20 protein-coding genes and 1 tRNA gene are annotated in these 19257 nt (G+C 70.7%); 19 read left to right on the top strand and 2 right to left on the bottom strand.

Going from position 1 to position 19257, the window contains the following annotated elements; genetic code table 11:
* The first annotated feature begins 107 nt into the window (after window positions 1–107).
* From OG622_RS09355 to OG622_RS09305, 11 genes are all read left to right on the top strand, one after another.
* Complete coding sequence (locus tag OG622_RS09355; protein ID WP_371574763.1) at window positions 108–2267, top strand: ATP-binding protein; 2160 nt, start codon at window positions 108–110, stop codon at window positions 2265–2267.
* Between the two features lie 80 nt (window positions 2268–2347).
* A complete protein-coding gene (locus OG622_RS09350) occupies window positions 2348–2779 on the top strand; it encodes a roadblock/LC7 domain-containing protein (RefSeq protein WP_184902050.1) in 432 nt (143 codons plus the stop codon).
* 2 nt (window positions 2780–2781) lie between these two features.
* The gene (locus OG622_RS09345) at window positions 2782–3153 is read left to right on the top strand and encodes a DUF742 domain-containing protein (protein WP_371584043.1); all 372 of its coding nucleotides are present in this window, start codon (window positions 2782–2784) and stop codon (window positions 3151–3153) included.
* Window positions 3131–3730, top strand: a complete 600-nt coding sequence (locus OG622_RS09340; RefSeq protein ID WP_371574762.1) for an ATP/GTP-binding protein — start codon at window positions 3131–3133, stop codon at window positions 3728–3730. The genes OG622_RS09345 and OG622_RS09340 overlap by 23 nt, the downstream gene beginning before the upstream one ends.
* The gene (locus tag OG622_RS09335; RefSeq protein ID WP_371574760.1) at window positions 3727–4284 is read left to right on the top strand and encodes a GAF domain-containing protein; all 558 of its coding nucleotides are present in this window, start codon (window positions 3727–3729) and stop codon (window positions 4282–4284) included. Before OG622_RS09340 ends, OG622_RS09335 begins: the two co-directional genes overlap by 4 nt.
* Before the next feature lie 198 nt (window positions 4285–4482).
* Complete coding sequence (gene tdh / locus OG622_RS09330) at window positions 4483–5511, top strand: L-threonine 3-dehydrogenase (RefSeq protein ID WP_371574758.1); 1029 nt, start codon at window positions 4483–4485, stop codon at window positions 5509–5511.
* Between the two features lie 55 nt (window positions 5512–5566).
* Complete coding sequence (locus OG622_RS09325; protein WP_371574757.1) at window positions 5567–6766, top strand: glycine C-acetyltransferase; 1200 nt, start codon at window positions 5567–5569, stop codon at window positions 6764–6766.
* Window positions 6767–6842: 76 nt separating this feature from the next.
* Window positions 6843–7742, top strand: coding sequence for a LysR family transcriptional regulator (locus OG622_RS09320; protein WP_371574756.1), 900 nt, complete (start codon window positions 6843–6845; stop codon window positions 7740–7742).
* A gap of 70 nt (window positions 7743–7812) precedes the next feature.
* On the top strand, window positions 7813–8397 hold the full coding sequence (locus OG622_RS09315) for a helix-turn-helix domain-containing protein (RefSeq protein ID WP_371574754.1): 585 nt from the start codon (window positions 7813–7815) through the stop codon (window positions 8395–8397).
* Between the two features lie 80 nt (window positions 8398–8477).
* Window positions 8478–9005 (top strand): N-acetyltransferase family protein, encoded by a 528-nt coding sequence (locus OG622_RS09310; RefSeq protein WP_371584042.1) that lies wholly within the window; start codon window positions 8478–8480, stop codon window positions 9003–9005.
* A gap of 82 nt (window positions 9006–9087) precedes the next feature.
* Window positions 9088–9447: an MmcQ/YjbR family DNA-binding protein gene (locus OG622_RS09305; RefSeq protein ID WP_371574752.1), complete on the top strand. Its 360-nt coding sequence runs from the start codon at window positions 9088–9090 to the stop codon at window positions 9445–9447.
* A 143-nt stretch (window positions 9448–9590) separates the two neighbouring features.
* Here OG622_RS09305 and OG622_RS09300 read toward each other — a convergent pair whose 3' ends face one another.
* Window positions 9591–10496 carry a transketolase family protein gene (locus OG622_RS09300; protein ID WP_371574751.1) on the bottom strand — a complete coding sequence of 302 codons (906 nt, stop codon included), beginning with the start codon at window positions 10494–10496 and terminating at the stop codon, window positions 9591–9593.
* Window positions 10497–10536: 40 nt separating this feature from the next.
* The gene (locus OG622_RS09295; protein WP_371574750.1) at window positions 10537–11238 is read right to left on the bottom strand and encodes a transketolase; all 702 of its coding nucleotides are present in this window, start codon (window positions 11236–11238) and stop codon (window positions 10537–10539) included.
* A 150-nt stretch (window positions 11239–11388) separates the two neighbouring features.
* Here OG622_RS09295 and OG622_RS09290 point away from each other — a divergent pair.
* From OG622_RS09290 to OG622_RS09255, 8 genes are all read left to right on the top strand, one after another.
* A tRNA-Pro gene (locus OG622_RS09290) sits at window positions 11389–11462 on the top strand.
* Window positions 11463–11850: 388 nt separating this feature from the next.
* The gene (locus OG622_RS09285; RefSeq protein WP_371574748.1) at window positions 11851–13059 is read left to right on the top strand and encodes an ABC transporter substrate-binding protein; all 1209 of its coding nucleotides are present in this window, start codon (window positions 11851–11853) and stop codon (window positions 13057–13059) included.
* Between the two features lie 70 nt (window positions 13060–13129).
* Window positions 13130–14092, top strand: a complete 963-nt coding sequence (locus OG622_RS09280; protein ID WP_371574746.1) for a carbohydrate ABC transporter permease — start codon at window positions 13130–13132, stop codon at window positions 14090–14092.
* Window positions 14092–14925 carry a carbohydrate ABC transporter permease gene (locus tag OG622_RS09275; RefSeq protein WP_371574744.1) on the top strand — a complete coding sequence of 278 codons (834 nt, stop codon included), beginning with the start codon at window positions 14092–14094 and terminating at the stop codon, window positions 14923–14925. The genes OG622_RS09280 and OG622_RS09275 overlap by 1 nt, the downstream gene beginning before the upstream one ends.
* 26 nt (window positions 14926–14951) lie before the next feature.
* Window positions 14952–16139 carry an ABC transporter ATP-binding protein gene (locus OG622_RS09270; protein WP_371574742.1) on the top strand — a complete coding sequence of 396 codons (1188 nt, stop codon included), beginning with the start codon at window positions 14952–14954 and terminating at the stop codon, window positions 16137–16139.
* A gap of 296 nt (window positions 16140–16435) precedes the next feature.
* Window positions 16436–17464 carry an ArsR family transcriptional regulator gene (locus OG622_RS09265; protein ID WP_371574741.1) on the top strand — a complete coding sequence of 343 codons (1029 nt, stop codon included), beginning with the start codon at window positions 16436–16438 and terminating at the stop codon, window positions 17462–17464.
* Window positions 17465–17694: 230 nt separating this feature from the next.
* Window positions 17695–18648: a hypothetical protein gene (locus OG622_RS09260; RefSeq protein ID WP_371574739.1), complete on the top strand. Its 954-nt coding sequence runs from the start codon at window positions 17695–17697 to the stop codon at window positions 18646–18648.
* A 92-nt stretch (window positions 18649–18740) separates the two neighbouring features.
* Window positions 18741–19199: a hypothetical protein gene (locus tag OG622_RS09255; protein WP_371574737.1), complete on the top strand. Its 459-nt coding sequence runs from the start codon at window positions 18741–18743 to the stop codon at window positions 19197–19199.
* Window positions 19200–19257: the final 58 nt, after the last annotated feature.

Genomic DNA, 19257 nt, shown 5'->3' with positions numbered 1-19257 from the left:
CAGGGCTGAATTCTTCGACTCTCGCGACCGACACGCGATGGCGCATGCCCAAGTCGCCCAACCGCGGCACCCCCCCCACGCCCAGACGGACCAGTACGAGGACGCTGATGTCTCACCTTCGCGCACCGGCCGCACGCGCAGACCGCCGTGAGGGCGGGCGACACGGGCGATCGGCCACCCGAGCCGTCCCCTCGCTGCCCGGGATCCACATACGGCCACAGCTGGTGCGCCTCGCGGTCCTGCCCCCCACCGCGGTCGCCCTCAGCGCCTGCGCCGCCGTCCTCTTCACGTTCCGCGCCGGCGGCGCCCGCCCCAGCCTCACCCTGTGGGCGGTCCTCGCCGGAGCCGCCGCGGTGGCCCTCGCCGGCATCGGGATCGCCGCCGTGGCCGCCGGCCGCGCCGCCAGGTCCGTCCACGAACGCCTCGACGCCCTGCGGCAGGTCAGCACCAAGAGCGAGGACGACCTGCGCGTCCTCGTCGACGCGCTCCGGCGCGGCGACCAGCCGCCCGCGCGCGGGGCGCGAGCCAAACCCGCCGCGGACACCGACGAATTCGAACTGCTCTCCGCCGACCTGGCCCGCGCCCACGACAGCGCCGTCACCGCCGTCGTCCAGGCCTCCCAGCTCTCCAGCCACGCGGGCAGCGAACAGAAGCTCGAAGTCTTCGTGAACCTGGCGCGCCGGCTGCAGTCCCTCGTACAGCGCGAGATCACCATCCTCGACGACCTCGAGAACGAGATCGAGGACCCGGATCTCCTCAAGGGCCTCTTCCACGTCGACCACCTCGCCACCCGCATCCGCCGCCACGCCGAGAACCTCGCCGTCCTCGGTGGCGCCGTCTCCCGCCGTCAGTGGAGCAACCCCGTCTCCATGACCGAGGTGCTGCGCTCCGCGATCGCCGAGGTCGAGCAGTACTCCCGGGTCAAACTGGTGCCCCCGGTCGACGGCACCCTGCGCGGCCACGCCGTCGCCGACGTCATCCACCTCCTCGCCGAACTGGTCGAGAACGCCACGGTGTTCTCGGCCCCGCACACCCAGGTCCTGCTCCGCGCCAACCTCGTCACCTCCGGGCTGGCCGTCGAGGTCGAGGACCGCGGCCTCGGCATGCCCGTCACCGAGCAGAACAAGATGAACGCCCTGCTCGCCGACCCCGATCAGGTCAACGTCGCCAGCCTCCTCCAGGACGGCCGTATCGGCCTCTTCGTGGTCTCCCAGCTGGCCCGCCGCCACGGCATCCAGGTCCGTCTGCAGACCAACATCTACGGCGGTGTCCAGGCCGCGTTCGTCGTTCCCCAGGGCCTGCTCGGCAACGACCCGAGTGACCTGCCGGGGACCCGGCCCCAGACCCACACCGAGCAGAGCAGCGGCGTACGCCGCCCCGACGTGCCCCGCCACGCGCAGCCCGCCACTCCCCAGCGGGCGTCCGCGCCCGGCCCCGCCGACCGTCCGGCGACCGGCCGGCCCACCCCCGGCAGGCCCGTCCCCGCGCAGCCGGGTCGCCCGTCACACGCACAGCCCGCGCGCTCCGAGTCCGGCCACCGCTCCGCCCCGGGTCCGGCGCGGGCCTCCGTGCCGCGACAGCAGGGACCCGGCCGGACCGGCGGCCAGCAGGGACCGGGCAGAGGCAGCGGCGGACCGGCCCCGCTGCCGGTGCGCGGCGCCCGGGACGAGCGGCCCAACCCGGCCGAGGCCGTACCCGGCGTCCGTCCCGACGACCGGCGGACCGTCGCCGAGAACACCGGCGCACCGCCGACCCCCCGCGTCGGCGGCGCCGTACGCGGCACCATGGGCAAGCCCCAACTGCCTCGCCGCCGCGCCCAGCAGCACATCGTGCCCCAGCTCCGCGGCGGCCCCGCGCCCGCGCCCCGCCAGGACCCCGATCACTACATCGGCCACGACCCCGGGCTGATGGCCGCCTTCCAGCGTGGCATCGGACTCGCCGAGGCCCGCCAGATGGAGACCGACTGGGACACCTCCACGCTGGACACGTCCGCCGTCGACCTCGCGCCCCCCGCCCCCGACGCCGCGTCCCGCATCGACACGGGACAGCTGAACACGGGCCACCTCGCCTCGACGCCACCCGGTGGCACTGGCCGTACGGACGCACTCCACATGGAGCTGGCCCACATGGACGCGCCCCACAGGGACGCCGTCCAGCCCCTGGGCGGGCACCCCAGGGGAGCCGCCCCCATAGCCGTACCGCCGTCGGCCCTCGACGCGGCACACGACCGCACGTCCCGGCAGGACGGGAGCACACCGGCCGGATGACCACTCCCCTCACCACCCCTACCACGGTCCCCACCCCCTCCGCTCCCGCAGACCTTCGTACCCCAAGGAGTCGATCCACCATGGCGAGCGATGCGCCGACCGGCCATGTATCCGATCTCGACTGGCTGATGAGCGGCCTCGTCCAGCGCGTACCGCACACCACGAGCGCGGTGCTGCTCTCCTGCGACGGGCTCGTGAAGTCGGTCCACGGCCTCGATCCGGACAGCGCCGACCACATGGCCGCCCTGGCCTCCGGCCTGTACTCCCTCGGACGCAGCGCGGGCGTCCGCTTCGGCGACGGCGGCGACGTCCGTCAGGTCGTCGTCGAACTCGCCTCGACCCTGCTGTTCGTCTCCACCGCGGGCTCCGGCACCTGCCTCGCCGTGCTCGCCGGACGCGAGGCCGACGCCGCGGTCCTCGGCTACGAGATGGCGATGCTCGTCAAGAGCGTCCGCCCGTACCTGGTCACCCAGCCCCGTCAAGCCGTCGAACCCTCCGCGATGAGGCCTTGAACGTGCCCGCGGCCGGCGACGGACCTCTGTACGACGACGCCGCCGGGCGTCTGGTACGCCCCTACAGCGTCATCAACGGCCGGACCCGGCCGACCACCGCGCTAGATCTCCTCTCACAGGTGATGGCCACCGGGGCGACCCCCCTCGGCTATCTCGGCCCCGAGCACGCACAGGCACTCGACCTGTGCCGGGCACCCGTCTCGGTCGCCGAGGTCGCCGCTCACCTCACGTTGCCGGCGGCGGTCACCAAGGTGTTGCTGTCCGACCTCGTCGACTGCGGCGCACTCACCACCAAGCCCCCGGTTTTCCACCACAACCCGACAGACCGGTCTCTTCTGGAGGCAGTGCTCGATGGACTACGACGACAGCTCTGACCCCTTTCCCACCGCACTCAAAATCCTGGTGGCGGGAGGGTTCGGGGTCGGCAAGACGACCTTCGTCGGCGCGGTGAGCGAGATCGCGCCGCTGAGCACGGAGGAACTGCTCACCACAGTGAGCGCCGCCACCGACAATCTCGACGGCATCGAGAACAAGGTCGAGACGACCGTCGCGATGGACTTCGGCCGCATCACCCTCGATCAGCGCCATGTGCTCTATCTGTTCGGCACCCCCGGGCAGCAGCGGTTCTGGTTCATGTGGGACGAACTCTCCGAGGGCGCCCTCGGCGCGGTCATCCTCGCCGACACCCGCCGCCTGGAGGACTGCTTCGCGGCCGTCGACTTCTTCGAGCAGCGTGGCCTCGGCTTCATCGTCGCCATCAACGAGTTCGACGGCTCCTTCCGCTACGACGCCGACGAGGTGCGCGCGGCCCTCGACCTCGACCCGGAGATCCCCGTCGTCTGCTGCGACGCCCGCATCTCCAGCTCGGGCGTCCAGACCCTGCTCACCCTCGTACGGCACCTCCTCGCCCACACCCCGTCCCAGCTCCCGAGCCGCGGAGCCCACACGTGACGTACGACCCGCCGCGTCCGGTCGGCCGGCTGCTGCTCACCCCCGAGGACCGGGACGCCCCCGAGCGGGTGGAGCGGCTGCGGCTGCTGGGGCTCGGCGAGTACGCCGAACCGGCCTTCGACGTCTTCGCGGACCGGCTGGCCGAGGTCGCCTCGGTGCCGTACGCGATGGTCAACTTCATCGACGAGTACCGGCAGTTCTTCGCCGGCCTGCATGTGTCGGCCGAGCCCACGGCGGACACCACGGTGCTCGGAGTCGATCGTCGCCTCGCCCGTGACCACGGCTTCTGCCCCTATGTGGTGGTCCGCCGCAAAGGGCTCGTCCTCGAAGACGTGCGCGAATACCCGAAGTTCGCCGGGAACCCCGTCGTCGACGACCACGGCATCCGCTCCTACCTCGGCGCCCCGCTGCTCGACCGTACGGGCATCGCCCTGGGCACGGTCTGCGTCCTGGACGTCCGGCCCCGCCCCTGGGGCAGGGCCGGCCTGGAGACCATCAAGTCGATGGCCGCGGAACTGGCCGCCCGGATCGAGGCGCGGGAGGCCTTCCCGTGACCGGGGAAGCGGGTGGCACATCATGGCGGATCCGATGGCCCGGCGGGGTGTGAAGGAAAGCTGCGGCGGAGGTTAAGAAAACCTCGATGGACCCGGGGTACCGCCGTACGGCAGATTGATCGGCGATCCCACCCCTCTCCCCGGTACGGGCCTGTTCGCCATGCCCGGCACCGGGGGCGCACCCACAGGAGCCGTAGCGTGAAGGCGCTGGTCAAGGAGAAGGCGGAGCCCGGACTGTGGCTCGTCGACGTCCCGGAGCCCGAGATCGGCCCCGGCGACGTACTGATCAAGGTCCTGCGGACCGGGATCTGCGGCACCGACCTGCACATCCGGTCCTGGGACGGCTGGGCCCGGCAGGCCATCCGCACCCCGCTCGTGGCCGGCCACGAATTCGTCGGCGAGGTCGTGGACACCGGCCGTGACGTCACCGACATCCGGGCCGGCGACCGGGTCAGCGGCGAGGGCCACCTCGTGTGCGGCAGGTGCCGCAACTGTCTCGCCGGGCGCCGCCACCTGTGCCGCGCCACCGTCGGCCTCGGAGTCGGACGCGACGGCGCCTTCGCGGAGTACGTGGCGCTGCCCGCGACCAACGTCTGGGTGCACCGCGTCCCCGTCGATCTGGACGTCGCGGCCATCTTCGACCCGTTCGGCAACGCCGTGCACACCACGCTGTCCTTCCCGCTGGTCGGCGAGGACGTCCTGATCACCGGCGCCGGACCCATCGGCCTGATGGCGGCGGCCGTGGCCCGGCACGCGGGTGCCCGCAACGTCGTGATCACCGACGTCAGCGAGGAACGCCTGGAGCTGGCCCGCAAGATGGGCGTCAGCCTGGCACTGAACGTGTCGGAGGCCCGGATCACCGACGGACAGCGGGAGTTGGGGCTCCGCGAGGGCTTCGACGTCGGTCTGGAGATGTCCGGACGTCCCGAGGCCATGCGCGACATGATCGCCAACATGACGCACGGCGGCCGGATCGCCGTGCTGGGCCTGCCGGCCGAGGAGTTCGCGGTCGACTGGGCCCGGATCGTCACGTCGATGATCACGATCAAGGGCATCTACGGCCGTGAGATGTTCGAGACCTGGTACGCGATGTCGGTCCTCCTGGAGGGTGGTCTCGACCTCGCTCCCGTGATCACCGGCCGCTACGGCTACCGCGACCACGAGACGGCCTTCGCCGACGCGGCGAGCGGCAGAGGCGGCAAGGTCATCCTCGACTGGAGCGCGTGAGCGTCCATGCGATCGGCGTAACTCCCCTTCCGCGTAAGCACCCTAGGAGCTTTCGATGTTCGACTCCGTGCGCGACGACCTCCGCGCCACCCTCGACGAGATCCGCGCCGCCGGCCTGTACAAGCCCGAGCGGGTCATCGGCACCCCGCAGTCCGCGACCGTCGCCGTCACCGCCGGCGGCCGTCCCGGCGAGGTCCTCAACTTCTGCGCGAACAACTACCTCGGCCTCGCCGACCACCCCGAGGTGATCGCCGCCGCCCACGAGGCCCTCGACCGCTGGGGCTACGGCATGGCCTCCGTCCGCTTCATCTGCGGTACGCAGGAGGTGCACAAGGAGCTGGAGGCGCGGCTGTCGGCGTTCCTCGGCCAGGAGGACACCATCCTGTACTCCTCCTGCTTCGACGCCAACGGCGGTGTCTTCGAGACCCTCCTCGGCCCGGAGGACGCGGTGATCTCCGACGCCCTCAACCACGCCTCGATCATCGACGGCATCCGGCTGTCCAAGGCCCGCCGCTTCCGCTACGCCAACCGCGATCTGGCCGACCTGGAACGGCAGTTGAAGGAAGCCACGGAGGGCGGCGCCCGCCGGAAGCTGATCGTCACCGACGGCGTCTTCTCCATGGACGGCTATGTGGCCCCGCTCCGCGAGATCTGCGACCTCGCCGACCGCCACGACGCCATGGTCATGGTCGACGACTCCCACGCCGTCGGCTTCACCGGCCCCGGCGGCCGTGGCACCCCCGAGCTGCACGGCGTCATGGACCGCGTCGACATCATCACCGGCACCCTCGGCAAGGCCCTCGGCGGCGCCTCCGGCGGTTACGTCGCCGCCCGCGCCGAGATCGTCGCCCTGCTGCGCCAGCGCTCCCGTCCGTACCTCTTCTCGAACACGCTCGCCCCGGTGATCGCGGCGGCCTCGCTGAAGGTGCTCGACCTCCTGGAAGCGGCCGACGACCTGCGGATCCGCCTCGCCGAGAACACCGCGCTGTTCCGGAGCCGGATGACCGAGGAGGGCTTCGACCTCCTCCCCGGCGACCACCCCATCGCCCCTGTCATGATCGGCGACGCGTCGAAGGCCGGCCGTCTCGCCGAGCTGCTCCTGGAACGCGGTGTGTACGTGATCGGCTTCTCCTACCCGGTCGTCCCGCAGGACCGGGCCCGCATCCGTGTCCAGCTCTCCGCCGCGCACTCGACGGCGGACGTCAACCGGGCGGTGGACGCGTTCGTGGCGGCGCGGGCCGAGCTGGAGGCCTGAGCGGAGCGGTTCGGCCGAGCCGGCGGCCCGGGGCGAGCGGCCCAGGGGGAAAGCGGGCATTTGAGAGAATCGATCCATGATCGAAGCGCGGCGGCTCCACATCCTTCGCGCGGTGGCCGACCACCGCACGGTGACGGCGGCTGCCGCCGCGCTGTACCTCACCCCGTCCGCGGTCTCCCAGCAGCTGACCGCCCTGGAACAGGAGACGGGCCACCGCCTGGTCGAACGAGGCGCGAAGGGCGTACGGCTCACCCCGGCCGGCGAGATCCTGCTCGGCCACACCAACGCGGTCCTCGCCCAGCTGGAGCAGGCGGCGGCGGAACTGGCCGCGTACAGCTCGGGCGCGGCCGGCACCGTCACGGTCGCCTCCTTCGCCACCGGCATCGCCCAGGTCGTCGCGCCCGCGCTGGCCCGCCTCGCTGCGTCCGCGCCCGGCATCCGCCTCCGCGTCCAGGACGCCGAGGGCGACGCCAGCCTTCCGATGGTCCTGGACCGGCAGGTCGACATCGCCGTCGCCGTCGAGTACCGGGGCGCCCCGGCCGCCGACGACCCCCGCCTCACCCACGTCCCGCTGTACGCCGAGCCCTTCGACGCGGTCGTGCCCGTCAGCCACCGCCTCGCCGACGCGGCCGAGGTGCCGCTCGCCGAACTCGCCAAGGACAGCTGGATCGGCCCCTACCCCGGCAACCCCTGTCATGACGTCGTCGTCCTGGCCTGCGAGAACGCCGGCTTTCAGCCCCGCCTCGAACACTCCTCCGACGACTTCCGCGCCGTCGTCGCCCTCGCCTCCGCCGACGCGGGCGTCGCCCTCGTACCCCGCTCGGCGCTGCGCGGCATGGATCTCACGGGCGTGGTCGTACGCCCCGTGGACGGAGTGGCCCCCACACGCCGCGTCTTCGCCGCCGTACGCCGTGGCGCGGAGGGACACCCGCTGATCCGGCCCGTGCTGGAGGCGCTGGGCGAGGCGGCGGAGTGAGACGGCGGAGTGAGGCGGCGCACACCGAAGGAGAGGTGAGGTGTCCCATATTCGGGATAGCATCCCGAATATGGGAAGCGTCGAGGAGGTGGCAGTACTGGACCCCGTCGATCTCCGCCTGGCCGCACGGCTGGCCGAGCTGCGGGCCGAACACGGCTGGTCCCTGGGGGAGTTGGCGGACCGCAGTGGTGTGAGCCGGTCGACCCTCTCCCGGGCCGAGCGGGCGGAGACCAGCCCCACGGCCGCCCTCCTGAACCGCCTCTGCCATGTGTACGGCCGGACGATGTCCCAGCTCCTCAGCGAGGTCGAGTCCGAGCCGGTCTCCGTCGTGCGCGCGGGGGAGCAGGCCGTCTGGGAGGACAGGGCCTCCGGGTTCGTGCGGCGTTCCGTGTCGCCACCGGCGGCCGGGCTGCGCGGCGAACTCGTCGAGGGGTGGCTCGCGGCGGGCGCGGACATCGCCTACGACGGGCCGTCCGTGCCCGGTCTCGAACAGCACATCTGGGTCCAGGACGGCACCCTCCACGTCACGGACCGGGATGTCGAGCACCGGTTGGCCGCCGGGGACTGTCTGCGGATGCGGGTGTGGGGGCCGACGCGGTTCCGGTGCCCGGGGCCCGAGGACGTGCGGTACGCGCTGGTGGTGGTGAAGCCGTGAGCGGGCCGGTGACCGATCCCGAGTCTGCCATCGAGTCCGCCTTCGAGTCCGCGACCGGGCCCTCGCCGGTGCTCAGGGCCGTGATCTCCCGGACCGATGGCCGCCAACTCCCCGCGCTCGTCGAGAAGTTGGCGGACCTGTTGGCCGACACCGTGAACGGCGGTGCCTCGATCGGCTTCCTCGCGCCGCTCGACCGGGCGGCGGCCGTCGCCTGGTGGAAGGCACGCGTCGAGGCGGTGTCGGCCGGTGGTCTCGCCGTATGGGTGGCGCGCGACGGTGACCGGGTGGTCGGCACGGTCGGTCTTCTCTTCCCGGACAAGCCCAACAGCCGTCACCGGGCCGAGCTCGTCAAGCTGATGGTCCATCAGGAAGGCCGTGGACAGGGCCTCGGCCGCGCGCTCCTCGCGACGGCCGAGCGGGCCGCCGCCGACGCGGGCATCACCCTGCTCCACCTGGACACCGAGACCGACAGCCCCGCCGAGCGCCTCTACGGCAGGGCCGGCTGGACCCGGATCGGGGCGATCCCGGACTACGCGGCGGACCCGCAGGGAACGCTGCGGCCGACGTCGATCTACTACAAGCGGGTGGGTGCCGGCGTCTCCGCCTAGACGTGCCGCCCGGCCTCGTCGGAGTGTCGCGGCACCGGCTCCCACCGGGTGATTGTCAGTGGTGACCGCTACGGTGCGTCTCATGCCGGATGCCGAAGACGTACGACGTGTCGCCCTCTCCCTGCCCGACACCACGGAGAAGGTCGCCTGGAACATGCCCACCTTCCGGGTGGCGGCGAAGATGTTCGCGACCCTGCCGGAGGACGAGACGTCCATGGCCGTGCGCTGCCCGAAGGAGGAGCGCGACGAGTTGGTCCTCGCCGAGCCCGGCAAGTTCTGGATCGCCGACCACGAGGCGGGGTTCGCCTGGGTGCGGGTGCGGCTCTCCGCTCTGGAGGGCGAGCCCGAGCTGCGGGACATCCTCGCCGACTCCTGGCGCCAGGCGGCCCCGACCGGACTCCTCGACAGCCACCCGGAGTTGGGGCTCCCGGCGGCCGACTGACGCGGCTCGGCGCGCTCGGGAGCGCAGAGCGTCGGTCACCTCGGGCGGCCCGGCTCGTGGACGCCGTCCGCGCGGGCGACGCGGGGTCCGCTGCGGAAGAGACGACCGGCCACCTCCGTCGGGCCTGCTCAGGCCTCCGGCCGCTACCACAGGAACGTCGCGATCCGCTCCCGCAAAGAGGCCGCGTCCAGCCCGTGCGCGGCCACGTGCTCCTCCAGTTGCCCGTACCGCCGCAGCTCCCGCCGGCCCACCCCCAGTCCGAGCACCCGGTGCGGCACAGCGGCGAGCGCCTCGTTCACGGCGGCCGTGGAGGTGCCCGCCAGAAAGGGCTCGACGAGGACGATGTCCGTACCCGCCGACACGGTGGCCCGGCGCAGCGCTGCCGCGTCGAAGGGGCGGACGGTGGTCGCGTACAGCACGCTCACGTCGAGCCCCTCCGTGGCCGCGAGAACGGAGTCGAGCATCGGCCCGACGGCGACGACCACCCCGCGCCGCCCCTCACGCACGGTGTGCAGCCGCTGCCCGTCCACCGCGAACGCCCGCCCGTTGGACTGCGCGGACAGCCGTACGTACACCTTGTCGTCCTTGTCCTCGCCCGCGCCGACCGCGTGCCGGAGCAGGGTCTCGGCCTCGTCGGGGTGGCCCGGCACGTGCACGGTCCAGCCGTCGAGCGTGTCGAGGAGGGCCACGTCGCCGGGTGCCATGTGGGTGTAGCCGCCCGCGGGCCAGTCGTAGGAGGCGGCGGCGCTGACCAACACCGCGCCCACGTCCTGGTGCCCGAGATCCAGCTTGAGTTGCTCGAAGGGCCGCTCCACCAGGAAGCTCGCGAAGGTGTGCAGCACGGGCCGAATCCCGGTCAGGGCCAGACCGGCACCCGCGCCGACCAGCAACTGCTCCCGGATGCCCACGTTGATCACCCGGTCGGGATGCCTGCGCGACGCCTCCGTGAAGCCGTCCCTGCCGATCTCGGCGAGGACCACGGCGATCCGGGGGTCCTCGTCCAGCAGCCGGGAGACGACGGGGGCGAAACGGTCACGCATGGTGTCCATGAAGTCTGCGTCCTATCCGTGGAGTTGGGGAAGCCGGGGGTCAGGCGTTCTTCGGCTCGACGCGGGCCACCACGACCCGCGGCCGACCCGGATGCGGCGCGGTGAAGGCGGCGTACAGCGCCTCGTGGTCGCGCCCGTCCACGGTCTGCGCGGACCAGCCCGCCGCCTCGAACCGCGCGGCGATCCCACCCGGCAGGGCATGACTGGCGGAGGAGTTGTCGATCACGACGGTGTGCAGCCGGTCGAGTCCCGCCGGTCCGGCGTACGCGATCGCCTCGTGATTGCTGCCCTCGTCCAGCTCGGCGTCCCCGGTCAGTACCCACACAGCCGGGTCGGCCCGCCCCTGGGCCCGCAGCCCGAGCGCCGTCCCGACCGCGATCGGCAGCCCGTGCCCGAGCGACCCGCTGCCGATCTCCGCGCCCGGCACGAGCACCCGGTCCGGGTGATGGCCGAGCGGCGAGTCGTACGAGCCGAAGCCGGGCAGCCAGTCGACGGGCACGAACCCCTTCGCCGCGAGCACCGCGTAGTACGCCATCGGCCCGTGCCCCTTCGACAACAGGAACCGGTCCCGCTCCGGATCGTCCGTCCGCCCCGGCCCCACCCGTAGCACCCGGTCGTAGAGCACCCACAGCACGTCCAGCGTGGACGTGGCCGCCGGCCCGTGCTTCTCGGCCCCCGTCATCTGCCCCATCAGCCCGGGAAGATCCGCGAACCCGTAGGTACGTTCCGCTGTCGTCGTCATACCGACGATCCTGCAACCTCAACCAAGCTTCAGGTCAAGCGGCGACGTGGCGGCTCCTGGCCCCGATAAAGGGGTGCGCGACCACCGGCCCGAGTGCGGTATTGTTTCCGTGCACGTTCAGACAGGGGAAACCCCAGGTCAGACGGGCAACGGGACGTGGCGCAGCTTGGTAGCGCACTTGACTGGGGGTCAAGGGGTCGCAGGTTCAAATCCTGTCGTCCCGACTTGCTGAGTAGCAGGTCGGAGGTCATTTCCGGTTCACCGGAAATGACCTCTTCGTCGTTCTGTCGCACACGCGGGTCCGCGAGAAACGTGCCACGAACACCGAAATAGCCGAAGGTCGCTCCCCTCTCGTGTCAGCAGGTCACCGAGTCGGTTCCCTGGCAGTCGATGGGCGATTCAGTGCCTTATGTGCTTGATGTTGCCTTATGTGGTCTTTAGTGTTCGCCGGGGAGAAACGCTGCCAGGTCCGAGTCCCGTGCCATCGTCCGGAAGCGAGGTGTGGAGCGCGTGCACGCGAGGTGCGGCTGCCGACCGGTTTCGGGTCGGAAGGGACGTCCTGGAGGGACGCGATGGCTGCGGGCGTTCGCCGTACTGCCGTTGCTGGCGTCGGTGCTCGCCGCTTGTGGCAGCGACGAGGGCTCCGGTAGACCCACCCTCAACTGGTACAACTTCCCGGACGACTCCGGTGCGCTGCAGAAGGCGGCCGACCGGTGCAGCCAGGCGTCGGGCGGCCGCTACAGGATCAGCTACAACAAGCTCCCGCGTGCCGCGGACGGCCAGCGTCAGCAGCTCGTCCGCAGACTCGCCGCCGAGGACGACTCGCTCGACATCCTGGGCCTGGACGTCACCTGGGCGGCGGAGTTCGCCGAGGCACGCTGGATCCGGGAGTGGACGGGAGCGGCGAAACAGCAGGCCACCGAAGGCACCCTGCGCGTACCGCTGGAGACCTCGACCTGGAAGGACAAGCTGTACGCCGTCCCGTACAACACCAACACCCAACTCCTTTGGTATCGCAAGGATTTGGTGCCCACCCCACCCAGGACCTGGGCCGAGATGCTGGACATGGCGGGCGCCCTCGCCCGGCAGGGCAAACCACACTTCGTGGAGATCCAGGGTGCCCAGTACGAGGGTCTGACCGTCTGGTTCAACACGCTGATCAACAGTGCGGGCGGCTCCATCCTCAACGCGAGCGCGACCGAGCCCTCCCTCGGTCCTCCTGCCGTGCGGGCCGCCGGGATCATGCGTGATCTGGCGAAGTCCCCGGCCGCGGACCCCTCCCTGCCCAACCAGATGGAGGACCAGAACCGCCTCGCCATGGAGTCGGGGACGGCGGCGTTCGAACTCAACTACCCGTTCGTCTATCCGTCGATGAAGGCGAACAACCCGCAGCTGTTCAAGAACTTTCGCTGGGCGCCGTACCCCCGGGTCGACCCGAACCGCCCGGCACGGCCCACCATCGGCGGCATCGATCTGGCGGTGAGCGCCTACTCGCGCCACCCCGACCTGGCCTTCGAGGCGGCGCTGTGCCTGCGCAACCGGGAGAACCAGCTCACCGCCGCGCTCGAGGGCGGTCTGCCGCCCACCCTGCGCGCCCTGTACGACGAGCCCGCGTTCATGAAGGAGTACCCCTTCTCCCAGGACGTGCTGGCCGCGCTGGAGTCGGCGAGCGTGCGCCCGATCACTCCGGTCTACCAGAACGTGTCGATCGCGGTCTCCCACACGCTGTCTCCGCCGTCCGGGATCGAACCGGAGAGCTCCGTCGACACCATCAGGGAGCAGATCGACGATGCCCTGCGATCCGAGGGTGTGATCCCGTGAACGACTTCCTCCCGCACCACCTGGTCAGCCGGCGCCGCGGCGCGCGGGCCTCGTCCACGGAAGGCCCGAGATGAGCACGCGGGCGCGACCGGCCGGAACCCCGCCGCCGCCCCCCGAGGCGGAGACGGAGCAGACGGGTCCGGACCGCGCGGCACTCTCGGCGGGCGCCCGGCAGGAGCGCCGGCTCGGCTGGCTGCTCTGCGCGCCCGCGGTCGTCGTCATGATCGCCGTGACCGCCTACCCCATCGGGTACGCCGTCTATCTGTCCCTCCAGCGGTACGACCTGCGCTTTCCCGGACGGGCGGAGTTCGTGGGCCTGAGCAACTACGGGGCGGTGCTGTCCTCCCCGTTCTGGTGGGACGCCTTCTGGGTCACGCTGTTCATCACCGCCGTCTCCGTGGCGATCGAACTCGTCCTCGGAATGGGGCTCGCCCTGGTGATGCACCGCACGATCTTCTGGCGCGGCGTCGTCCGTACGTCGGTCCTCGTCCCCTATGGGATCGTCACCGTGGTCGCCGCCTTCTCCTGGCAGTACGCCTGGACCCCGGAGCTCGGGTACCTCGCCGAGTTGTTGCCCAGCGGGGAGGCCCCGCTGACCGAGCACTGGCCCGCACTCTGGCTGATCATCCTCGCCGAGGTGTGGAAGACGACACCGTTCATGGCCCTGCTGCTGCTCGCGGGCCTCGCGCTGGTCCCCGAGGAGACCCTGAAGGCGGCCATGGTCGACGGTGCCACCGCCTGGCAGCGCTTCACCAAGGTCATGCTGCCGCTGATGAAACCGGCCATCCTGGTGGCACTGCTGTTCCGGACCCTGGACGCGTTCCGGATCTTCGACAACATCTACATCCTGACCGCGGGCGCCCAGGGAACCGGCTCTCTGTCGATCCTCGGGTACGACAACCTGTTCACGGCGCTGAACCTGGGCATCGGGTCGGCGATCTCGGTCCTGATCTTCATCTGCGTCGGGATCATCGCCTTCACCTTCGTCAAGCTGTTCGGCACCGCCGCACCCGGCGCGGAGGTGAAGCGCTGATGGCCGCGGCGGGAAAGACGCATGCCGCCCGATGGGGCGTCATCAACGTGGTGGTGGTGCTGTACGCCCTGTTCCCGGTGTGGTGGATCGCCGCGCTGTCGTTCAAGGACCCCACCACCCTGACGGACGGCAACTACATCCCCACCGACTGGACCTGGGAGAACTACCGGGGCATCTTCGAGACCGCCGAGTTCACCCGAGCGCTGGTCAACTCGATCGGTATCGCACTGATCGCCACGGTGATCGCGGTGGCGCTGGGCACCATGGCCGCCTACGCGGTGGCCAGGCTGCGCTTCCCCGGTAAACGGGTCCTCATCGGCATGTCGCTGCTGATCGCCATGTTCCCCCCGATCTCCCTGGTGTCACCGCTGTTCAACATCGAGCGGATCATCGGGATCTTCGACACCTGGGTCGGGCTGATCATCCCGTACATGACCTTCTCCCTGCCGCTCGCGATCTACACCCTGTCGGCGTTCTTCCGGGAGATCCCCTGGGATCTGGAGAAGGCCGCCAAGGTCGACGGGGCGACGCCCGCGCAGGCCTTCCGGATGGTCATCGTGCCGCTGGCCGCACCAGGCGTGTTCACCACGGCCATTCTCGTGTTCATCTTCTGCTGGAACGACTTCCTGTTCGCGATCTCGCTGACGTCCACCGAGTCCGCGCGCACCGTGCCCGCCGCGATCGCGTTCTTCACCGGGAGCTCCCAGTTCCAACAGCCCACCGGGTCGATCGCCGCCGCCGCCGTGGTCATCACCATCCCGATCATCGTTTTCGTCCTGCTCTTCCAGCGGCGGATCGTCGCGGGACTGACCTCCGGGGCAGTCAAAGGCTGAGCGGGGAAGGCAAGGAGGCACCATCCATGGCCGAGATCATCCTCGAGGGAGTCACCAAGCGCTTTCCCGACGGGGCCCTCGCCGTGAAGGACGTGGATCTCGAGATCGCCGACGGCGAGTTCGTGATCCTGGTCGGTCCGTCGGGATGCGGCAAGTCCACGACCCTGAACATGATCGCCGGACTCGAGGACATCACCGAGGGCACCCTGCGCATCGGGGACCGGGTCGTCAACGACCTCGCTCCCAAGGAGCGCGACGTCGCCATGGTGTTCCAGAGCTATGCCCTGTACCCGCACATGAACGTCCGGGAGAACATGGGCTTCCCCCTGCGCCTGGCCAAGGTGGACAAGGCCACCATCGAAGCCAAGGTGACGGAGGCTGCCCGGATCCTCGACCTCACCGAGCACCTGGACCGCAAGCCCGCCAACCTCTCCGGCGGGCAGCGTCAGCGGGTGGCCATGGGGCGGGCGATCGTCCGTGACCCCAAGGCGTTCCTGATGGACGAGCCGCTGTCCAACCTGGACGCCAAACTCCGGGTGCAGATGCGCACCCAGATCTCCCGGCTGCAGCGGCGCCTCGCCACGACCACCGTGTACGTCACCCACGACCAGACCGAGGCGATGACGCTCGGCGACCGGGTCGTGGTCATGAGACAGGGCCTGGTCCAGCAGATCGGAACACCCGCCGAGTTGTACGACCTGCCGCGCAACATCTTCGTCGCGGGCTTCATCGGCTCCCCGGCGATGAACTTCGTGAACGCCACTCTGGAGGACGGCGCCCTGCGCTCACCCCTGGGCGACCTGACGCTCGACGACCGTACGAGGCAGGCGCTGGAACGGCAGAACGCGCCCCGCGAGGTCATCGTCGGACTGCGACCGGAAGCTTTCGAGGACGCGGCCCTGGCACATGACCGGGACCGGACGGGCCCGGTCTTCACCGCCACCGTGGAGGTCCTGGAGTCGCTGGGCTCCGATGTGTATGTCTACTTCACCGCGGAGGGCGGGCCCGCGACGACCACCGAACTGGAGGAGCTCGCCAAGGACTCGGGCCTGCGCGACACCGGCGCCGACACCCAGCACATCGTGGCCCGCCTGGACGCGGCGACGCGTGCCCGCGAGGGCGAACCGGTGGAGCTGCAGGTCGACATGGCCAAGGCTCATGTGTTCGACCCGGCGACCGGGGCGAACCTCACGCATCCGATGAGGGCGGACTGACGATGCGGCACACAGGAGGTGGTGCGGGGCGGCAGGCACCGCCGTCTGCCGGCGCAAGGCGCTCTTCTGGAACGGCCCTTTCTCGCGGGTCGAGGATGATCACTCTGCGTGTCGGGTCGTCGTCCGCGACCGCTTCGCCCGAAGGTCTTTCGGATGAATACGAAGAGGGTCCCCTGCCCACCGCCCTCGTGTGTATTTCACGTGACCACCATGTGTAAATCTCGTGATTGCCTCAACTCCCTTGATCGGCCATTCTGTTGCTCCTGTGTGAAAGCCCAGTTCAGCAGAGGGAGAACGTGGCGCTCCGGATACATTTCACCGAAATAGACCTCGCGAGAACACGCGTGGCGTCGCGGGTCGACCCCCTGTGGGAGCTCGCGGCGAGCCTGCACCGACTGCAGTCGCGCCGAGGTCGGTGGGCCTACGCCGAGTGGTACCGCGGGGCCCGGGTGGCGATGCGTGAGCAGGGCTTGGAGCGGGCGCTGCGCACCACCCTGCTGCCGCTGTACCCGAGGGCCGCCTACTTTCCCGACTTCCTCACGCCCCCGCAGACGCTCGGCGACCTGAACGGCGGGCTCGCCGAGCTGATCGCCACCCCGCCGAGCCGCGTCGGCGAGGAGATCGCCCTGCTCGACCAGGCCGTCGGAGCACCCTCCTGGGCACCCCGGCTCGCGGAGCGGGCGGAACGGGAGGCGCTGGTCCAGGTGTTACGCACCTACTACAACGCCGTCGTCGCCCCCTACCAGGACCGGATGGCGGCCCGGATCGAGGCGGAGCGGGCGGTGCGATGTCGCGGGATCATGGACGGGGGCATCGAGGGCATGCTCGCCGGGCTCGGTCCCACGATGCGGTGGCGGCGGCCCGTGCTGCACGTGCGCTACCCCGCGATGGAACGGGACCTGTATCTCAACGGACGGGGCATCACCCTCGTGCCCTCCTACTTCTGCTGGGACGCCCCGGTCAGCCTCGCCGATCCGGAACTGCCGCCCGTCCTGTACTACCCGCTTCTCCATGAACAGCCGGCGCCGGCCGATGCCCTGGGGGGTGCCCCCGCCGAGCGGCCGCTGACAGACCTGCTGGGGCGGGCGCGCGCCGCCGCCTTCCACGCCACGGCGGTCGGAGCCACGACCGGCGAGCTCGCCCGTGCCGCCGATGTGTCCGCGTCCTCCGCCAGCCGGCACGCGACCGCACTGCGCAACGCCGGTCTGATCACCACCATCCGGCAGGGCGCGACGGTACTGCACACCCTCACCCCGCTCGGCGCGTCCGTGCTCCGTGCCACGACCGGCGCGTCGACTCCCTGTGCGGAGCCGGTACCGCCGTGACCGCCGCGCGGGCGCACCCTCCCCTCTTTCCGGCCTGACCGCGCATCGACTCGCCCTGCGGACCTCGGCGCAGCCCACGACACGCTCCGAGCACTGACAACTCGGCGTCGACCTGCGCTTTTGCGGTGGGACGCAAAGGCATGGCCCGAGGCCGCGCCGCAGGGGATCGTATGCGCCACGCCCCGCCACAGGGGCACCAGCCGAAGCAGCCGTACCAGAGGGGGACAGGCATGAAGCGAGCGTTCGCCATCGCCTTCGCCGGTGCGATGGTCGTCGCTGTCACATCGGCCGGCTGCACCACGAGCGGGCGTCACGACAGCGGCCGGGACTCGGGCAGTGCCCGGACGGACACGGTCGGCGCGGCGTCCGGTGCCGGGGCCGACAGCCGCGAACTCACCGACGCCGAGCAGATCCTCGTAGAGCGTGCCGAAGCCCGGCTCGTGAAGAAGTGCATGGAGGGCAAGGGCTTCAAGTACTGGGCGTGGTCGGTGCTGACCGTCGACGACCTCAAGGGCGGCGGCTACGTGCTCACCGACCTCGCGTGGGCCAAGAAGCACGGCTACGGCAGCCGGCTCTCGGACAGGCTCCAGAACATACAGAGCGACGACCCGAACCACCTCTACGCCAACGCGCTCTCCCGGCAGGAAAGCATCCGCTACAGCCAGGCGCTCGAAGGCGACACGTCGGGCGGGATACTCACCGCCCGACTGCCCGCCGGCGGTACCGTCCGCACGCCGCGGCACAGCTGCCAGACCGAAGCCAAGAACCAGCTCTACGGCGACTTCGAGACCTGGTTCCGGGTGGAGAAGACCGCCACGAACCTGTCACCCCTGTATGTGCCCGCCCTCATCGAGGACAGCCGCTTCACCCACGCGGTCGAGCAGTGGTCCACCTGCATGCGCCGGGCCGGGCACGACTACGCCGATCCACCGAGCGTCCGCGAGGAACTCCCCTCGCTCACCGAGGGGTTGTCGTCCGAGCAGGCCCACGCCGCCGAGGTCGAAGTGGCGGTCGCGGAGGTCACCTGCGCGACCGGGACACCGCTGGCCGAGACCGCTCGTGCGCTCGACGCCGAGTACCGCGACAAGCGGCTCGGCCGGTACGCCGCGGACATCGCCACCTACCGGAGCATGGCCCTCGCCGGGCTGGCCCGCGCGGAGGACATCACCGGTTCCACCGCCTGACGACGCGGCGGCCGGAGCCCCACACACGTCCGCAGCGTTTCGGCTGCGGAGCACACCCCCCACCACATCAGCGGAACAAGGAGTGATCCCTCATGCGCAAGACCCTGGCCGTAGCTGCCACTCTGGGCCTCGCCGGCCTCGCGGTGATCGTACCCACCAGTGGCGCCCAGGCGGCCACCGCCTGCGACAACGCGTGGAACAGCGCCTCCTCGGGCTACTTCTACGCCTATGCGAACGACAACTGCAGCGGCTACCTCGGCAGCGCCGACGGGTCGGACTCGAACTGGGGCAACGACCAGGGCTCGTTCCAGGGCGACGACACCAACAACGCGGAGTCCATCCTCCACAAGGGGAGCTCCGGACTCGCCGTGCAGGTCTTCAACGGCACCGGTACGGACTGGGCCGGCGGCCACACCTGCATCAAGAAGTCCGAGCTGTACATGAGCAGCCTCAACGGCTTCTCGTTCACCAGCGGTTACGACGTGGACAACGAGATCAGCTCCCACCGCTGGGTGGCCAACGCCGACTGCGGGAAGTTCCTGGACTCCTGACCACCCGGCAGCCGGTCACGGCACCGCGGTTCAACTCCGGTGGCCCACCACACCCGTG

It is taken from the genome of Streptomyces sp. NBC_01314 (assembly GCF_041435215.1).
GTDB lineage: Bacteria > Actinomycetota > Actinomycetes > Streptomycetales > Streptomycetaceae > Streptomyces.
Note: the sequence above shows the minus strand (reverse complement) of the source record. Positions and strands in the feature narration are given on the sequence as shown.

Coding starts and splice junctions, on each gene's coding strand:
- OG622_RS09295 (WP_371574750.1), bottom strand. CDS start 11,238: ATGACGACGACAGCGGAACGTACCTACGGGTTCGCGGATCTTCCCGGG.
- OG622_RS09255 (WP_371574737.1), top strand. CDS start 18,741: ATGCGCAAGACCCTGGCCGTAGCTGCCACTCTGGGCCTCGCCGGCCTC.
- OG622_RS09280 (WP_371574746.1), top strand. CDS start 13,130: ATGAGCACGCGGGCGCGACCGGCCGGAACCCCGCCGCCGCCCCCCGAG.
- OG622_RS09315 (WP_371574754.1), top strand. CDS start 7,813: ATGGGAAGCGTCGAGGAGGTGGCAGTACTGGACCCCGTCGATCTCCGC.
- OG622_RS09340 (WP_371574762.1), top strand. CDS start 3,131: ATGGACTACGACGACAGCTCTGACCCCTTTCCCACCGCACTCAAAATC.
- OG622_RS09320 (WP_371574756.1), top strand. CDS start 6,843: ATGATCGAAGCGCGGCGGCTCCACATCCTTCGCGCGGTGGCCGACCAC.
- OG622_RS09355 (WP_371574763.1), top strand. CDS start 108: ATGTCTCACCTTCGCGCACCGGCCGCACGCGCAGACCGCCGTGAGGGC.
- OG622_RS09350 (WP_184902050.1), top strand. CDS start 2,348: ATGGCGAGCGATGCGCCGACCGGCCATGTATCCGATCTCGACTGGCTG.
- OG622_RS09270 (WP_371574742.1), top strand. CDS start 14,952: ATGGCCGAGATCATCCTCGAGGGAGTCACCAAGCGCTTTCCCGACGGG.
- OG622_RS09275 (WP_371574744.1), top strand. CDS start 14,092: ATGGCCGCGGCGGGAAAGACGCATGCCGCCCGATGGGGCGTCATCAAC.
- OG622_RS09325 (WP_371574757.1), top strand. CDS start 5,567: ATGTTCGACTCCGTGCGCGACGACCTCCGCGCCACCCTCGACGAGATC.
- OG622_RS09260 (WP_371574739.1), top strand. CDS start 17,695: ATGAAGCGAGCGTTCGCCATCGCCTTCGCCGGTGCGATGGTCGTCGCT.
- OG622_RS09300 (WP_371574751.1), bottom strand. CDS start 10,496: ATGGACACCATGCGTGACCGTTTCGCCCCCGTCGTCTCCCGGCTGCTG.
- OG622_RS09305 (WP_371574752.1), top strand. CDS start 9,088: ATGCCGGATGCCGAAGACGTACGACGTGTCGCCCTCTCCCTGCCCGAC.